Source organism: Streptomyces sp. MnatMP-M17, assembly GCF_900091995.1.
GTDB lineage: Bacteria > Actinomycetota > Actinomycetes > Streptomycetales > Streptomycetaceae > Streptomyces.
On the sequence record NZ_FMDK01000013.1, the window covers coordinates 1 to 15,139 of the forward strand.

A 15,139-nucleotide genomic window follows, 5' to 3' on the forward strand; every position below is an offset into this window, starting at 1 on the left:
GCGGGCGGCCCCGCCGGCCCACCGACCGCGCCGTACGGCGGCCCGACCGGCCGAGCCGTGTGAGCCCCGCCCTTTCCAGTCCGTCCTCAGTACGCCAGTCCGTCCTCGGTGTACCAGTCCGTCCTCAGCGCGGCCGATCGCCGTGCGTCCACGCGTCATGCGGGAGCCCGACATGCTGTACGAAACCGCCTCTGCCACGGCCGAAGTGAACACCGTCCGTGGACCCGTGCCGGTCGGCGGGCTGGGCCAGGTCCTGATGCACGAGCACATCTTCGTCCTCAATCCGGAGTTCATCACCAACCATCCCGACCGCGCCGGATTCCATGAGGCCGAGGCGGTGCCACAGGCGGTCCGGCGGCTGACGGAGCTCGCCGCCACGGGCGTCTCCACCATCGTCGACCCGACGGTGATCGGCCTCGGCCGCCATATCCCGAGGATCCAGAAGGTCGCCGAGCGCGTGGACCTCAATATCGTCGTGGCGACCGGGCTCTACACCTACGAGGACGTGCCGCACTTTCTGAGCCTGCGCGGTCCCGGCACGCTGCTCGGCGGTGACGAGCCTCTGGTGGAGATGTTCGTCGCCGATATCACCGACGGCATCGCGTACACCGGAGTGAAGGCCGGCATCCTCAAGTGCGCGACCGACGCGCCCGGTGTGACTCCCGGTGTGGAGCGGGTCCTGCGGGCGGTCGCCCAGGCGCACCGGGCCACCGGCGTACCGATCCTCACACACACCCACGCACAGACCCGGCGTGGTATCGAGCAGCAGGACGTGTTCGCCGCCGAGGGCGTCGATCTGACACGGGTGGTCATCGGTCACTGCGGTGACACCGCCGATCTGGACTATCTGATGTCGATCGCCGACCGGGGCTCCTTCCTCGGTATGGACCGCTTCGGTCTCGACGTACTGCTGCCGTTCGAGCAACGGGTGGAGACCGTCGCCGCGTTGTGCGCGCGCGGCTACACGGACCGGATCGTGCTCGCGCACGACGCCTCCTGCTATCTCGACTGGCTGCCGATGCGTGATCTGCCCGTCCTCCTGCCGAACTGGCACTATCTGCATATCTTCCGGGAGGTGCTGCCCGCGCTGCGTCGACAGGGAGTCACCGAGGAGCAGATCACCACCATGCTGGTCGACAACCCGAGACGGATCCTCGAATGCCGAGGCGCGTACTGACGGGCTGACGGGCTCAGGGAGAGCGTGAGGTCATCGAGTTCCGGTGGCGGGCCCGGTGGACGGAGAGAGGTAGGCACGGCAGTCACGCCCGTCCGGAAGATCCGGCAGGCGCCGGAGCAGCCAGCCGTGCGTGTACGACGGCGGCTCGTCCTTCCCTGCCACCACGACGGCCACCGGCCGTTCGCGGGCGGCTGCGAGAAGCCCGTCCGCAGTGATGCTCGCGTCGTGACCGCCGGTCTGCCGCGACGCGCAGCCCGTGCGGAAGGCGATACGGACGGCCTCCGCACCGCTGATCACACAGGGCGGCCGGACGCCCTGACGGTCCAGCTCCGCCGCCACGCGCCCGAACGCCACCCGGACGGCGCGACTGCGGGCGGCGACACCGTCGAGTACCGCGTACTGGATCGCGAGATGCCCGGTCAGCGCCGCCGCGAGAACGCTCACCACCAGCAGGCGCGGACGCCCGGAGCCGCCGATCCGCGAGGATCCGACGAGCCGTACCAGACACACCGCCACCGGAAGCGCGAGCAGCGCGTAGGCAGGGAGCAGGAAGCGCGGCGCGGCGTAGTCGATCAGCAGCAGATAAGGGACCGCCAGCGCGAGACCGGCCAGTGTCGGCACCAGAACGGCGGCCCGTCGCCGCAGGCGGAAGCCGACCAGCACACCGCCCGCGGTGAGCAGCGGAAGGACCAGCCACCACACGGCGGTGACCGGCCGACGCCACGGCACATCGCAGGGACGGCACAGCAACCGCCCGTCGAGCGCGCGCAGATGGTCGCCGAAGGCGAGATGCCAGCCCATGTCTCCCTGGATCTCACTCGCCCGGCGCAGACGCGCGAGGAGGCCGCCGTACGCGGTGTACGCCTCGATGACCCACGGCGCACAGCCGAGCACCGTGCCCGCCGCGAGCGTCAGCAGCAGGACGGGCCGCCGCCATGCTCCAACCAGCAGTGTGGCGGCGGCCAACGGCAGAGCGAGCCAGAGGGCGTCGGAAGGGCGCATCAGCGCGACGAACGCCACTCCCGCGCCGAGCCCGGCCAGGGCACGGCGGTCGGACCGGTCGCGCGCTGCCCGCAGGAAGCAGCCGACCGCGAAGAGCGCACCGAGCGCGACCCAGAGGTTGGGCATGACCTGCGGACCGTAGGCCACGCTGATCCACAGCCCGGCGAACAGCGCGCCCGCGACGGCGAGTACCGGTACGGGCAGCAGCCTCCGCCACACCAGGAGCGCGCAGAAGAGGCCGGCGCCCGAGAGCAGCGCCAGATAGATACGCAGTACTCCGACGGACGACGTCAGCAAGGTGACCGGAGCGACGAGGAAGGTGATGCCACGGGCGCGCGGCGCGCTGAAGAACGCGGCCTCCGCGTCCCGGGCGACCTGGCTGACGTACACCGTCTCGTCCCAGCCGAGCCCCGATCCGGGCACGAAGAGCGTCAGTTGAACGAGTGTGTAGACGCCCGCGACGGCGGCCAGCAGACCGAGTTCACGGGCGCTCGCCCGGTCTCTCCAGGGCCGGGACTCCTTGCCCTGTGAGCCGGACGCCACGGCCGAGATCTCTGCCATACGCACCACGCTGCATCCGCGCCGCCCGTGCCACCATCGGGACACGGCACCCGGAGGACGGGACGGCGGCGGAGCGGGACGGCGACAAGGCGGGCCGCAAGGATCTCAGCCATGCCAGGAATACATGAACATGTCTTCATTTCTCATCGGTAGGATGGACGGCATGGGCCATGGAGTCGACGCCACGAACACCGCCACCACCCGCGAACGCCTGGACACCGTGGGGACGGCCGATGTCGCCGCGACCCTCCAGGCCCTGGCCACTCCCTCCCGGCTGCGGATCCTCGCCCGCCTTCAGGAGGGCTCGTGCGCGGCGGGCGAACTCGCCGAGGCCGTCGGTATGGAACAGTCCGCCTGCTCCCATCAGCTCCGTCTGCTGCGCAATCTCGGGCTGGTCACCGGTGAGCGCCAGGGCCGCTCGATCATCTACGCCCTCTACGACCACCATGTCGCCGAGCTTCTCGACCAGGCCCTCTACCACGTGGAGCATCTGCGGCTGGGACTGCGCGACGCCGCTCCGGCCGAGGCGGTACCGACCGAGAGCGGCTGATCCCGCACATACGGATCAGTCGGGCGCCGGCAGGAAACCGGGCAGCCGTGTCCCCAGCGAGAGTGCCTCCGCCCTGCGGCGGACCAGATCCGCGACCGCCAGGTCGAGAACGCCCAGACCGAACGGCGAGAACACGGTGATCCTGTCCTCGGAGCGCGGGCCCGCGTCCGGGTCCGCGAGGACTGCGCCGATCGGTGCCTGGATGAAGTCGCGACCGCCGGTCCGCTGCTCGGCGAGATGGAGCGAGGTCGCCTCACGGCAGACATGGTCGGCGTCGTCCACCACATTGACCGCCGCCAGAACGGAGTCCGCGGTGAGATCCCGCAGGGAGAGATGGAGCACCAGTGTGCCGGGACGGCAGGCGTCGGTGGTCAGATACGGCGTGGCGGCCGTGGTGGCGAGGCTGACCAGACGGTGCGCGGCGAGTGCCTCGTCCGCCGAGCCGGCCGAGGAGACCTTCAGATCGGGCCACTGCCCGGCGCAGCGGTCGGCGAACGAGCGCGCGCGGTCCTGGTCCAGATCGAACAGCGTGACCTCCGCCAGATCCGGCAGAGCCGTCCGCAGAAAGCGGAGCACCTCGAAGTTGATCACGCCGCAGCCGACCAGGGAGACACCGGTGTCGGGTGTCCGCGCCGCGAGCGTGGCGGCGGCCAGCGCGGCGCTCGCCGCGGTGCGCCGCGCCGAGATCACGGAGCCCTCCACAAACGCCTCGGGCATTCCGTTGGCCATCGAGTTCATGATGATCGCCGCCGACGCGCGCCGCAGACCGGCCGCGACATTGCCGGGGAACGAGGAGACCCATTTGACTCCGGCGACCGGCGTCTCGGCGCCCAGATAGCCGGGCAGTCCGATGATGCGGTTGCGCCGGTCGTCGGGAAAGCGCAGGAACACCGAGTGCGGCAGCGCCGTGCGGCCCTGGTCGTGCAGCACATAGGCCCGGCGGACCACTTCCAGGACATCCTTCTCGGCACCGTCGAGGACCTGGTGTACGTCCTCGGCTCCCAGGATCAGCATGGTGCCACCTCCGACTGGGACATCTCGGTCTCGGACATCTCGGACTTCTTCTCCTTCCACAGGTGTGACACATCACCGAAGTGACGGGTGACCCAGTCGTCGTTGTAGATCGTGTCGAGATACCGCTCGCCACGGTCGGGCAGGATCAGCGCGACGTTCGAGCCTGCCGGGATACGCCCGCTCATGGCGCCGAGGGCCGCGATCAGCGCGCCCGTCGAGCCGCCGGCGAGGATGGCCTCGCGGGAGGCGAGCCTGCGGCAGCCGACCACACAGTCCAGATCGGCGACATGGACGACCTCGTCGGCCAGACCGTCGCGGTAGAGGCCGGGACGCACCGCCGCGCCATGGCCGGGGATCAGCCGAGGGCCCGGAGGATTGCCGAAGATGGCGCTGCCCTCGGCGTCCACCGCGACCACGGTCACCGGCAGCCGGTGCTCCCGTACATACTCGGCGCAGCCGCGCAGGGTGCCGCATGAACTGGTCGCGCAGAAGAGGTAGTCGAGTCCGCCGGGAAGGCTCTCGACTATCTCTCCCATGGTGTTCTGATGGGCCCGTGGATTGAGCGGATTGGAGTACTGGTCGGGCCAGTACGCGTGCCGGATCAGGCTGGTGAGTTCACGGATCCGGCGGATACGGACCGGTAGGTACTCGCCGGTCGCCGGATCGGTCTCCCGTACGACCTCCACCTCGGCGCCCAGCGCCCGCATGATCGCCACGTTCTGCTGGTTGGTCCGTGGATCGACGACGCAGATGAACCGGATTCCGTAGTACGCGCACACCTGGGCGAGGCCGATGCCCAGATTGCCGGAGCTGGACTCGACCACGACGGAGCGACCGGGAACGATCCGGCCGTCGCGGATGCCCTCGCGCAGCATCTCCAGCGCGGACCGGTCCTTCATGCTGCCGCCGGGATTGTGCGCCTCCAGCTTGGCGTAGGTACGGAACGGCCTGGACGGGTCGAGCCTGACGAGTTCGACCAGCGGCGTGGCTCCGATGGTCCCGAGCACTCCCGCGGTTCCGGGCACTCCGGTGGGTCGTACGGATCCGGTGTCAGACGCCAGCATGACTCGTCCCCGTCCCGGGGAGTCGCGGTCCGAGCATCGTGCGAAACACGGTTGTTCCTCCTTGGCAGTGCATCGGGGCAGTGCATCGGTCTTGTCAGGAATCCACCGAGTCAGCGGTGCTCCGCCGTACCGAGCGGGAGAAGGTCGCGGCACAGGCCAGCAGGACCATCCAGACAGCGAGGGCGGCGGCGGCCCGCTGCGGCCCGACCGCGTCCAGCAGCAGTCCGCCGACGAGCGCGCCGATGGGCAGGGCTCCGGCGGACAGCATGCTGGTCGCCGCGAGGACACGGCCGCGCAGCCGGTCCGGTGTGATGGCGAGCTGATAGCTGCCGACCGCGACATTCCAGACGGGCCCGACGAACCACATCGCCGCGTAGGCGACCGTGAGGACCACGAGATGGTCGGCGTACACGATGACGCCCATCAGCAGCGCCCAGACCCAGTTCGCCCCGATCACCAGGGCGGCCAGCGAGAATCTGCGGCCGAACCAGGTGGCGGTGAGCGAGCCGAGTACGCCGCCGGCTCCGGCGGCGCCGACCATGATGCCGATCCCGGCCGAGGAGGCCCCGGCGGCGGTGGCCATCACGATGACGATCAGAAACAGCGCGCGGAAGAGGAAGTTGCTCCCCGCGACCAGCAGAGTGGTGGCCCGTACGAACGGCTGGTCCTTGAGCCAGACCAGCCCTTCCCAGACCTGGGAGGCCATCCCGCCGGTGCGCCGGGTGGTCCGTTCCGCCTCGAAGTCCTTGCGTACGAGCAGCAGACCGACCAGCGCCACCAGATAGCTCACGGCGTCGAGCAGGAACGGTACGGAGCGTCCCACGCCGAAGAGGATGCCTCCCAGCGGCGTACCGAGCATGGTGGCCGCCCGGCCACGCGCCTCGTTGTGCGAGAGCGCCTGGCGCAGCTGGCCCGGGCCGACGACATTCGGGACCGCCGCGTGCGCGGCCAGTCCGTAGAACACGGAAAAGGTGCCTTCGGCGAATCCGACGACCAGGATGTGCGCGAGGCGCAGTTCGCCGAGGACCATCGCCGCCACGATGCTCGCGGCGCCGAGGCAGCGCAGTACGTCGCACCAGATCATCAGCCGTTTACGGTTCCAGCGGTCGACCAGCGCACCGGCCGGAAGCTGGAACAGCAGGGTGGGCAGCAGGGCGAAGAAACCGGCGATGCCCGCGTCGGACGCCGAGCCGGTCAGGGCGAGTACGAGCAGCGGATAGGCGACCGTGGAGGCGGTCGAGCCGACGATGGAGACGGCCGAGCCGCTCCACAGCAGCATGAAGTCACGGTTGCGGTGGAGCGGTGTCACCGGGCCTTCGGGCGGCGACTTTGCGACGGTGGTCATCGCGTATCGCCTCCCGCGGTGGCCGGTACTCGCCCTTCGGCGTACCGGCCCGGCAGACCTCGTTCGTGGGTCCTTGGCATATTCATCAGTCAGGCACCTCGGCCAGCAGGGTCCGGTACGGGTACGGCGGTCAGGGCGGGCAGGACAGGCAGCGCGGGCAGGGACAGGACAGGGCAGGGCAGGGCAGGGCAGGGCAGGGCAGGCAAAGTGGCTCAGGCCTGGACGGCGCCGTCCATCTCGCGGCGCAGACTGAGCGGGCGCATGTCGGTCCAGACGGCGCCGATATGGGTGAGGCAGTCCGCCCGGCTGCCCTGCGTGCCCTCCGCGTGCCATCCGAGCGGCAGGGCCCGGTCGACGGGCCAGAGGGAGTACTGCTCCTCGTCGTTCACGACGACCTGGTGCATACGCTCGTCGGTGTGTTCCTCGGCCATGGCGGCCCTCCTCGGCTTCACGGTCGCGTCATGGACGCCACGTGATCGGTGGCGACGGAAGCGAGCCTGCCGGTGGTCCGGCGCGGCTTGCAGAGAAGAAAGCGCAGAGTGGCGGGCGTACGCGCTGCCGACAGTGCTGCCGCTTGTTCTCTCGTTCGGGCGCGGCCCGCCGCTGAGGCTGAGGCGCATGACTGTGAACTCATCCGCACCCCAGGCCCCGCCCGCCCGCGCGGATTCCGGGCGGTGGTCCGTCGCCGAGCCTCCCGAAGCGACCGCCGGTACACGATCCACTCTGCCGTTCGTCGTGCCGGCCGGGACGCCGGGCACGCCGGTGGCCGAATTCCTGCCGGACGCCCGCCCGTTCATCCGCCGACGGCTGCGCAAGCACGGCGCGGTCCTGCTCCGCGGATTCGACATCGGCGGTGTCGAGGGCTTCGAGGACGTCGTACGGGCCGTGTCGGGCGAGCCTCTCGCCTACGCGGAGCGCTCCTCGCCGCGCAGCACCATCAAAGGGCAGGTCTACACCTCGACGGACTATCCGCCGAGCGAGGAGATCTTCCTGCACAACGAGAACTCCTACCAGGCCACTTGGCCGATGACCCTGTTCTTCTACTGCGTACGGCCTCCGGAGACCCTGGGCTCGACGCCGCTCGCCGACACCCGCCGGGTGCTGCGCGCCATCGATCCCGCCGTACGCGAGGAGTTCGCGGCCCGTGGCTGGATGGTGGTGCGCAACTTCATCGAGGGCTTCGGAGTGCCCTGGCAGCAGGCGTTCAACACCGACGACCGCGACGAGGTGGCCCGTTACTGCGCGCGCAACGGTGTGGAGGTGGAATGGACGGGCGCCGACGGGCTGCGCACCCGGGCCCGCCGGAAGGCCGTGCACACTCATCCCGTCACCGGTGAGGAGGTGTGGTTCAACCACCTCTCGTTCTTCCATGTGACCACGCTGGCCGAGGAGATCTGCTCGGGCCTGCGGGAGATGTTCGCCGAGGACGAGTTGCCGACCAACACCTTCTACGGCGACGGCGAGCGCATCCCGGACGACATCGTCGCCCATCTGCGCAGCTGCTACCGCGCCGAGCTGCGGCGCTTCGACTGGCAGCGCGACGATGTGCTGCTGGTGGACAACATGCTGGCGTCGCACGCGCGTGAGCCGTTCACCGGCCCGCGGAAGATCGCCGTGGCCATGGCCGAGCCCTCGGACGCCTTCTCCCCCTCGGATGCCGTCGCCGCACCGGACGCCGTCTCCGCACCGGCGTAAGCGCGGCGAATTCCCTTGGCGGAGCGTCCCGCTCCGTATCACCGGGTGTCCTCATCCCGGTCCCGTGAACCCTACTTCTCGCTCTGGGAGGCGACCGATGGCAACCGGCGACGGCCCGTACCCGCTGTCATTCGCACAGGAACAGCTCTGGTTTCTCGATCAGCTACGGTCCGGAGCCACGACCGAGTATCTACTGCACGAGGCGTTCCGGCTGCGAGGGCCGCTGGACACCGGCGCGCTCACGGCCGCGCTCTCCGAAATTGCCGTACGTCACGAGGTGCTGCGCACGCGGTACGGCTCTGTCGAAGGAGACGGAGAAGGCGGCGGCGCCGGTGCGCAGACCGTGGATCCGCCACGGCCGGTGGAGCCCGCCCTGGTGGATTTCGCCGGACTGCCGGCCGACGAGCGGCGCACGCGGCTGCGGGAGCTCAGCGCCACCGAGCTGCGCACGCCGATCGATCTGCGCGAGCGCCCGCCGTGGCGGCTGACACTGGTGAAGCTCGGCCCGGACGACACGGCGCTGCTGATCACCGTGCATCACATCGCCTTCGACGGCTGGTCGTGGGGTGTGCTCGCGGAGGAGATCGAGGCGCTGTACACCGCGTTCACCAAGGGCGAGCCGTCGCCGCTGGAACCGCTGCCCGTGCAGTATCTGGACTACGCGCAGTGGCAGCGCGAGAGCTACGAGGCGTCCGCCGAGTCCATGGACCGGCAGCGCGCCTACTGGCGGGAGCGGCTGGCGGATCTCGACCCGCTGGAGCTGCCCGCCGACCGGCCGCGGCCGGCCCGGTGGGACTCCGCCGGGGACAGTCTGTCCTTCACGGTGCCCGCCGAGCTCGCGGCGCGGGTCGACGAGGTCGGCCGTCGCGCGGGCGCGACACCGTTCATGACGTATCTCGCCGCGTTCCAGCTTCTGCTGGCCCGGCACACGGGCCGGCGCGATGTGGCGGTCGGCGTCTCCCTGGCCAGCCGTGACCAGCCCGAGCTGGACCAGATGATCGGTATGTTCCTCAACACCGTGGTGCTGCGGACCGATCTGTCCGGCGATCCGTCGTTCACGGAGCTGCTGGCGCGCGTCCGTGACGCCCAGCTGGACGACTTCAGCAATCAGGAGGTGCCGTTCGAGCGCGTCGTCGCCGATTTGGCTCCGGAGCGCGATCCGTCCCGCAACCCGGTCTTCCAGGTCGGGTTCGCGCTGCACAACGCCCGTCGCCGGCCGCTGCGGCTGCCCGGTCTGGAGGTCTCCAAGTACGAGTCCACCACGGCGAGTTCGGCGTTCGATCTGTCGCTGCATCTCGCCGCGCGGCCGGACGGCTCGCTGGAGGCGAAGTTCCTCTATCCGACGGCCCTGTTCGATGCGGCGCGTATCGAACGGATGGCGGCCGGACTGCTGCGGCTGCTCACCGATATCGCCGACCGGCCCGGCGTATCCGTGCACCGGCTGGAGATCGTTCCCGAGTCCGAACTGCCGCGCTTCGCCGAGTGGAACCGTACGGACACGGTGACCGCCGACCGGTCCCTGTCCGAACTGTTCCTGGAGCGGGCGCGGGCCACACCGGACGCGCTGGCCGTGGTGTCCGGGAGTACGGAGACCAGTTACGCGGAGCTCGCGCGGCAGGTGGGCATGCTCTCCCTGCGGCTCCAGAGCCTGGGAGTCACACGCGGCACGCCCGTCGGAGTGGCGCTGCACCGGAGCAACGACCTTGTCACGGCGCTTCTCGCGGTGCTCGCCTCGGGGGGCGTCTATGTACCGCTTGCGCCCGAACATCCGGCGGAGCGGCTGGCGTTCATGATCTCCGACGCCGGGGCCGAGGTGCTGCTCACCCAGGAGTCGCTGCGTGAGAGGCTGCCCGCTCATCCTCGTGTGGTGACGGTCGACGGCGCCGGGCGCGACAAGAGCGTGCTGTCGGACACGGCCTTGATGGAACCGGTGTTTGTCGGCAATACCGATGCCGGGTACATCATGTATACGTCCGGTTCGACCGGGCGGCCCAAGGGTGTGGTGGTCACCCAGGCCGGCATACGCAACCGTGTGCTGTGGTCGGTGGACCGGTACGGGATCGGCCCGGGCGACCGGGTGCTCCAGAAGACCACCATCGGATTCGACGCGGCCGTGTGGGAGTTCCTCTCGCCGCTCGTCTCGGGCGGCGCGGTGGTCATGGCGCCCGAGGAGGCCCATCGCGATCCCTCGCTCATGGTCCGCGCGGTGGCCGAGCACGAGGTGACCGTCCTTCAGCTCGTCCCGTCGGTGCTGCGGCTGCTGCTGGCCGAGACGGATCTCGGTGAGTGCTCCGCGCTGCGGCTGGTGTGCTCGGCCGGTGAGCCGCTGCCCGCCGAGCTCTGCGCGCGGCTGCGCGAGACGGCCGATGTCGAGGTGTTCAACACCTATGGCCCGACCGAGTGCGCGATCGACTCCACGGCGTGGCGCTACGACGGGACCGAGGGGACGGAGATCGTCCCGATCGGCCGTCCGCTGCCCAATGTCCGTACATTCGTGGTGGACGCCGAGGACCAGCTCGTACCGGTGGGTGTGCCCGGTGAGCTGTGTGTCGCTGGCGTCGGTCTGGCGCGCGGCTATGCCGGCCGAGGAGATCTGACGGCGGACCGCTTCACTCCGCATCCGTTCCCGAGCACTCCCGGCGAGCGGTGGTACCGCACCGGAGACCTGGTGCGCCGTCGTGAGGACGGTGCGCTCGAATTCGTCGGGCGTATCGACGAGCAGGTCAAGGTACGAGGTGTCCGGATCGAGCCGGGCGAGATCGAGGCGGCTCTCACCGCCCATCCCGCGGTCGCCGCCGCGGTGGTGACCACGCACCGGCCGGAGTCCGGCGACACGGAGCTGGTCGCCTATCTCGTAGCGGCGCCGGGCACATCGCTCCCGGAGTCCGAGGAGCTGCGTGCCCTGCTGGCGGCCCGGCTGCCGGAGAGCATGATCCCGTCGGTCACGGTCCCGCTCGACGCGATTCCGCTGACACCGAACGGCAAGGTGGACCGCGGACGGCTGCCTTCGCCGGAGAGCCGTGACCAGCCGGACGGAACGGCCTGGACGGCTCCGCGCACCGCCGCCGAGCGGACCGTCGCCGAGCTGATGGGCGAGATCCTCGGAGTGGAACGGGTCGGCGCCGACGACGACTTCTTCGCACTCGGCGGGCACTCCCTGCTGGCGATCCGGCTGGTGCTGCGGCTGCGGCGCGCCTTCGGCATCGAGCTGACGGTCGGCGAGCTGTTCCATGCCCGTACGGTCGCGGAGCTGGCCGCCCGGGCCGGCTCGGCCGGAACGGACGACAAGGAGCCCGGGATCCGGCCGGTGGAGCGCGGCGGGGAGCTCGCGCTCTCGTTCGGCCAGCAGCGTATGTGGTTCCTGGACCAGCTCGATCCGGGCAGCGACGAGTATGTCGTGCCGGTGGCACTGCGGCTGCGCGGCCCGCTGGACACCGAGGCGTTCCGGCGGGCGGTGGACGCGACCGCGGCCAGGCACGAGATCCTGCGCACCCGTTATGTCTCGCGTGGCGGTGATCCGGTGCAGCTCATCGATCCGCCGGGCCCTGTCGACTTCACACTGCACGATCTGTCCGGGGAGCCGGACGCCGAGGCCTCGGCCCGGGAGCTGCTGGACCGGGCCTCCGGTCTGCCGTTCAATCTGGAGCGGGAGGCACCGTTCCGGGTCACGGTGATCCGTACGGCGCCGGACGACCATCTGCTTGGTTTGACGCTCCATCACATCGCCTTCGACGCCTGGTCGATGGCCATCTGTCTGAAGGACCTGAACGCGGCGTACGAGGCGTTCGCGGCCGGCCTGCCCTCGCCGCTCCGTGCCCAGCCGGTGCAGTACGCGGACTTCGCGGCCTGGCAGCGCGCACAGCAGTCGGCGGGCGAGATCGCGGGCCAACTCGCGTACTGGAGCGACCGGCTGGCCGGACTCAGCCCTGTAGAGCTGCCCGCCGACCGGATCAGATCAGCCGTGCGCGACGCCCGTGGCGACACGGTGATCGTGGATGTGCCGGCCGGGACGGGCCGAGGTGTCTCGGACCTGGCGGCACGGCACGGCGCGACGCCGTTCATGGTCCTGCTGGCGGCGTTCCAACTGCTGCTCGGGCGCTACACCGGCCGTACGGATATCGCGGTCGGCACTCCGGTCGCGGGACGGACCCGGGAGGAGACCGAGGAGCTGGTCGGCTTCTTCACCAACAATCTGGTGATCCGCAACGATCTGTCGGGCAATCCGGTCTTCACGGACTTCCTGGACCAGGTGCGTACGGTGTCCCTGGAGGCGATGGCCCACCAGGACGTACCGTTCGAGCATCTCGTGGACGCGCTGCGGCCGGACCGCGATCTCTCGCGCAATCCGCTGTTCCAGGTGATGTTCGAACTCCAGCACATGGAGGGCGTGCCCGCGACGCTGGGCGGATCGGTCATCGAGCCGGTCAACACCGGGCCCGCCGTGGCCAAGTTCGATCTCACGATGACGGTCAAGCAGCGCCCCGACGGACGGCTGCACTGCTGGTTCGAGTATGCGACAGGGCTCTTCGAGCGGACGACGGTCGAGCGGATGGCCGGGCACTATCTGGCGCTGCTGAACAGTGTCACCGCCGGTCCCGACGCGCGGATCGGCGATCTCGCGCTGCTCACCGAGGCCGAGCACAGGACGCTGGTGCACAGCTGGTCGGATCCGGAGAGGGACCGGCTCGCCCGGCTCGATCCCGCGGCCGAGCACGCGCTGACCGTACCGGAGCTGTTCGAGCGGCAGGCCGCGCGGACACCGGACGCGGTGGCGGTGGTGTCCGGGGATGTGGAGATCGGCTATGCGGAGCTGAACGCCCGCGCCAACCGGTTCGCGCATCGGCTGCGCTCCCTGGGCGTGGGACCGGAGACGGTGGTCGCGTCCTGCCTGGAGCGCAGCGCCGAGGCGGTCGTGGTGCTGCTGGGTGTGCTCAAGGCCGGCGGTGTGTACGCGCCGTTCGATCCGCTGCATCCGCTGGAGCGGCTGCGCTTCATGCTGGGCGATGTCGGCGCGACGGTGGTGGTCGCCGGCGCGGACTTCGCGGACCGGCTGGGGACAGGTCCGTACCACGTGGTCACCGTCGACGGCGAGGACAGGATCGGCGGACCGGAGCTGAAGGCGGATTCGCCGATGTCTTCGGATCCGCTGGCATCGGCGAACGCGCCCGTGCCGGTCACACCGGGAAATCTCGCCTATGTCATCTACACCTCCGGCTCCACCGGGCGTCCCAAGGGCGTGATGATCGAGCACCGCTCCTATGCCCATCACTGCCGGGTGATCGCGGACGAGTACGGCATCGAGCCGGGCGAGCGGGTGGTGCTGCTGTCCGCGCTCACCTTCGATGTGGCGATGGACCAGATCGCGGCCACGCTGACGGCGGGCGCCACGATCGTGGTGGGCGATCCGGTCTTCTGGACGCCCGCGGAGCTGCCCGCCCGGCTCGCTGAGCACGAGGTGACGATCGTCGAGATCACTCCGGCCTACTACCGGGCGATGGCGGAGTCCGGCTCGCTGCACCGGCTGTCCGGGCTGAAGCTGATGAATGTCGGCAGTGATGTAGTCACGGCGGCCGACGCGCGGCGCTGGGCCGAGACCGGGCTGCCCGGACGCTTCCTGTGCAACTACGGGCCCACCGAGGCGACCGTCACCTGCCTGCTCCACCGGGTAGGAGCCGAACCAGGCGCGGGCCTCGGCCGCGGGCAGAACAACGAACCGGGCGCTTCGGCCCTGCCCATCGGACGGCCCGTGGCCGGGACCCGGGCCTATGTACTGGACGCGGATCTGCGTCCGGTCCCGGCCGGTGTGCCCGGTGAGCTGTGCCTCGGCGGAGTACGGCTGGCGCGTGGCTACCACGGCAGGCCGAAGCTGACCGCCGACCGGTTCGTACCTGATCCGCTGGGCACGGAGCCGGGACAGCGGCTGTACCGGACCGGCGATCTCGTACGCCACCGGCCCGACGGCACGATCGAGTTCCTGGGCCGGATCGACCATCAGGTCAAGATCCGCGGACTGCGGATCGAGCTGGGCGAGATCGAGGCGGCCCTGGTGCGCCATCCGGCGATCCAGGAGGCCGTGGCCGTGGCGGCGGAGGTGGCGCCAGGCGACAAGCGGCTGGCCGCGTATCTGGTGGCCCGGCCGGACAGCTCGGTCCCGGGCATCGGCGAACTCCGCTCCCATCTGGGCGAGTTGCTGCCCGAGTACATGATCCCGTCGCTCTGGGTGACACTGCCCGCGCTGCCGCTCACCACCAGCAAGAAGGTGGATCGCAAGGCGCTGCCCGATCCGGTGCTCGCCCGTACGGACGGCGGACGGGAGTACGTGGCACCGCGTGATCCGGCGGAGGAGACCGTCGCCGCGATCTGGTGCGAGGTGCTCGACACGGCGCGGGTCGGCGCCCTGGACGACTTCTTCGCGCTGGGCGGCCACTCGCTGCTGGCCACCCGGGTACTCGCGCGGATCAGAGAGGCGTTCGCGGTCGACCTGCCGCTGCGCAGGCTGTTCGAGGCCACCACGGTGGCCGGGCTGGCCGAGGCGGTGTCCGAGGCCGTCGAGGCCGAGATCGCCGGGCTGTCGGACGACGAAGTGGCGGGACTGCTGTCCCAGAGGAGTGTGCGATGACCGAGACCGAGACCGGCAACCGGGCGGCGCTGCGGCAGGAGCTGCTGCGGCAGCGGCTGCGCGGCAGGGCGGCACCGAGGCGGAGCGACGGCATCGGCCGGGCTCCGCGCGG

General features: G+C 70.3%; 9 protein-coding genes. 4 read left to right on the plus strand and 5 right to left on the minus strand.

Annotated elements, in window-relative coordinates; translation table 11 throughout:
* Positions 1–172: 172 nt before the first annotated feature.
* Positions 173–1,177 carry a phosphotriesterase family protein gene (locus GA0115259_RS00745; protein ID WP_093589243.1) on the plus strand — a complete coding sequence of 335 codons (1,005 nt, stop codon included), beginning with the start codon at positions 173–175 and terminating at the stop codon, positions 1,175–1,177.
* Positions 1,178–1,207: 30 nt separating this feature from the next.
* Here the strand turns inward: GA0115259_RS00745 and GA0115259_RS00750 are convergent, their stop codons facing one another.
* A complete protein-coding gene (locus GA0115259_RS00750) occupies positions 1,208–2,740 on the minus strand; it encodes a hypothetical protein (protein ID WP_237539666.1) in 1,533 nt (510 codons plus the stop codon).
* 163 nt (positions 2,741–2,903) lie between these two features.
* On the opposite strand from GA0115259_RS00750, the gene GA0115259_RS00755 reads away from it, so the two are divergent.
* Entirely contained in the window at positions 2,904–3,290 is a 387-nt protein-coding gene (locus tag GA0115259_RS00755) for an ArsR/SmtB family transcription factor (protein WP_093589267.1), read from the plus strand.
* Positions 3,291–3,305: 15 nt separating this feature from the next.
* Here the strand turns inward: GA0115259_RS00755 and sbnB are convergent, their stop codons facing one another.
* The 4 genes from sbnB to GA0115259_RS00775 form a co-directional block, all read right to left on the minus strand.
* A complete protein-coding gene (gene sbnB, locus GA0115259_RS00760; RefSeq protein ID WP_093589246.1) occupies positions 3,306–4,304 on the minus strand; it encodes a 2,3-diaminopropionate biosynthesis protein SbnB in 999 nt (332 codons plus the stop codon).
* Entirely contained in the window at positions 4,298–5,368 is a 1,071-nt protein-coding gene (gene sbnA / locus GA0115259_RS00765) for a 2,3-diaminopropionate biosynthesis protein SbnA (RefSeq protein WP_093589249.1), read from the minus strand. Before sbnA ends, sbnB begins: the two co-directional genes overlap by 7 nt.
* 94 nt (positions 5,369–5,462) lie before the next feature.
* Complete coding sequence (locus GA0115259_RS00770) at positions 5,463–6,713, minus strand: MFS transporter (RefSeq protein WP_093589252.1); 1,251 nt, start codon at positions 6,711–6,713, stop codon at positions 5,463–5,465.
* A 212-nt stretch (positions 6,714–6,925) separates the two neighbouring features.
* Entirely contained in the window at positions 6,926–7,144 is a 219-nt protein-coding gene (locus GA0115259_RS00775; RefSeq protein WP_093589255.1) for an MbtH family protein, read from the minus strand.
* A 187-nt stretch (positions 7,145–7,331) separates the two neighbouring features.
* On the opposite strand from GA0115259_RS00775, the gene GA0115259_RS00780 reads away from it, so the two are divergent.
* Both GA0115259_RS00780 and GA0115259_RS00785 read left to right on the plus strand, forming a co-directional pair.
* The gene (locus tag GA0115259_RS00780; RefSeq protein ID WP_093589258.1) at positions 7,332–8,408 is read left to right on the plus strand and encodes a TauD/TfdA family dioxygenase; all 1,077 of its coding nucleotides are present in this window, start codon (positions 7,332–7,334) and stop codon (positions 8,406–8,408) included.
* 97 nt (positions 8,409–8,505) lie between these two features.
* Positions 8,506–15,027 (plus strand): non-ribosomal peptide synthetase, encoded by a 6,522-nt coding sequence (locus GA0115259_RS00785; RefSeq protein ID WP_093589261.1) that lies wholly within the window; start codon positions 8,506–8,508, stop codon positions 15,025–15,027.
* Positions 15,028–15,139 lie beyond the last annotated feature (112 nt).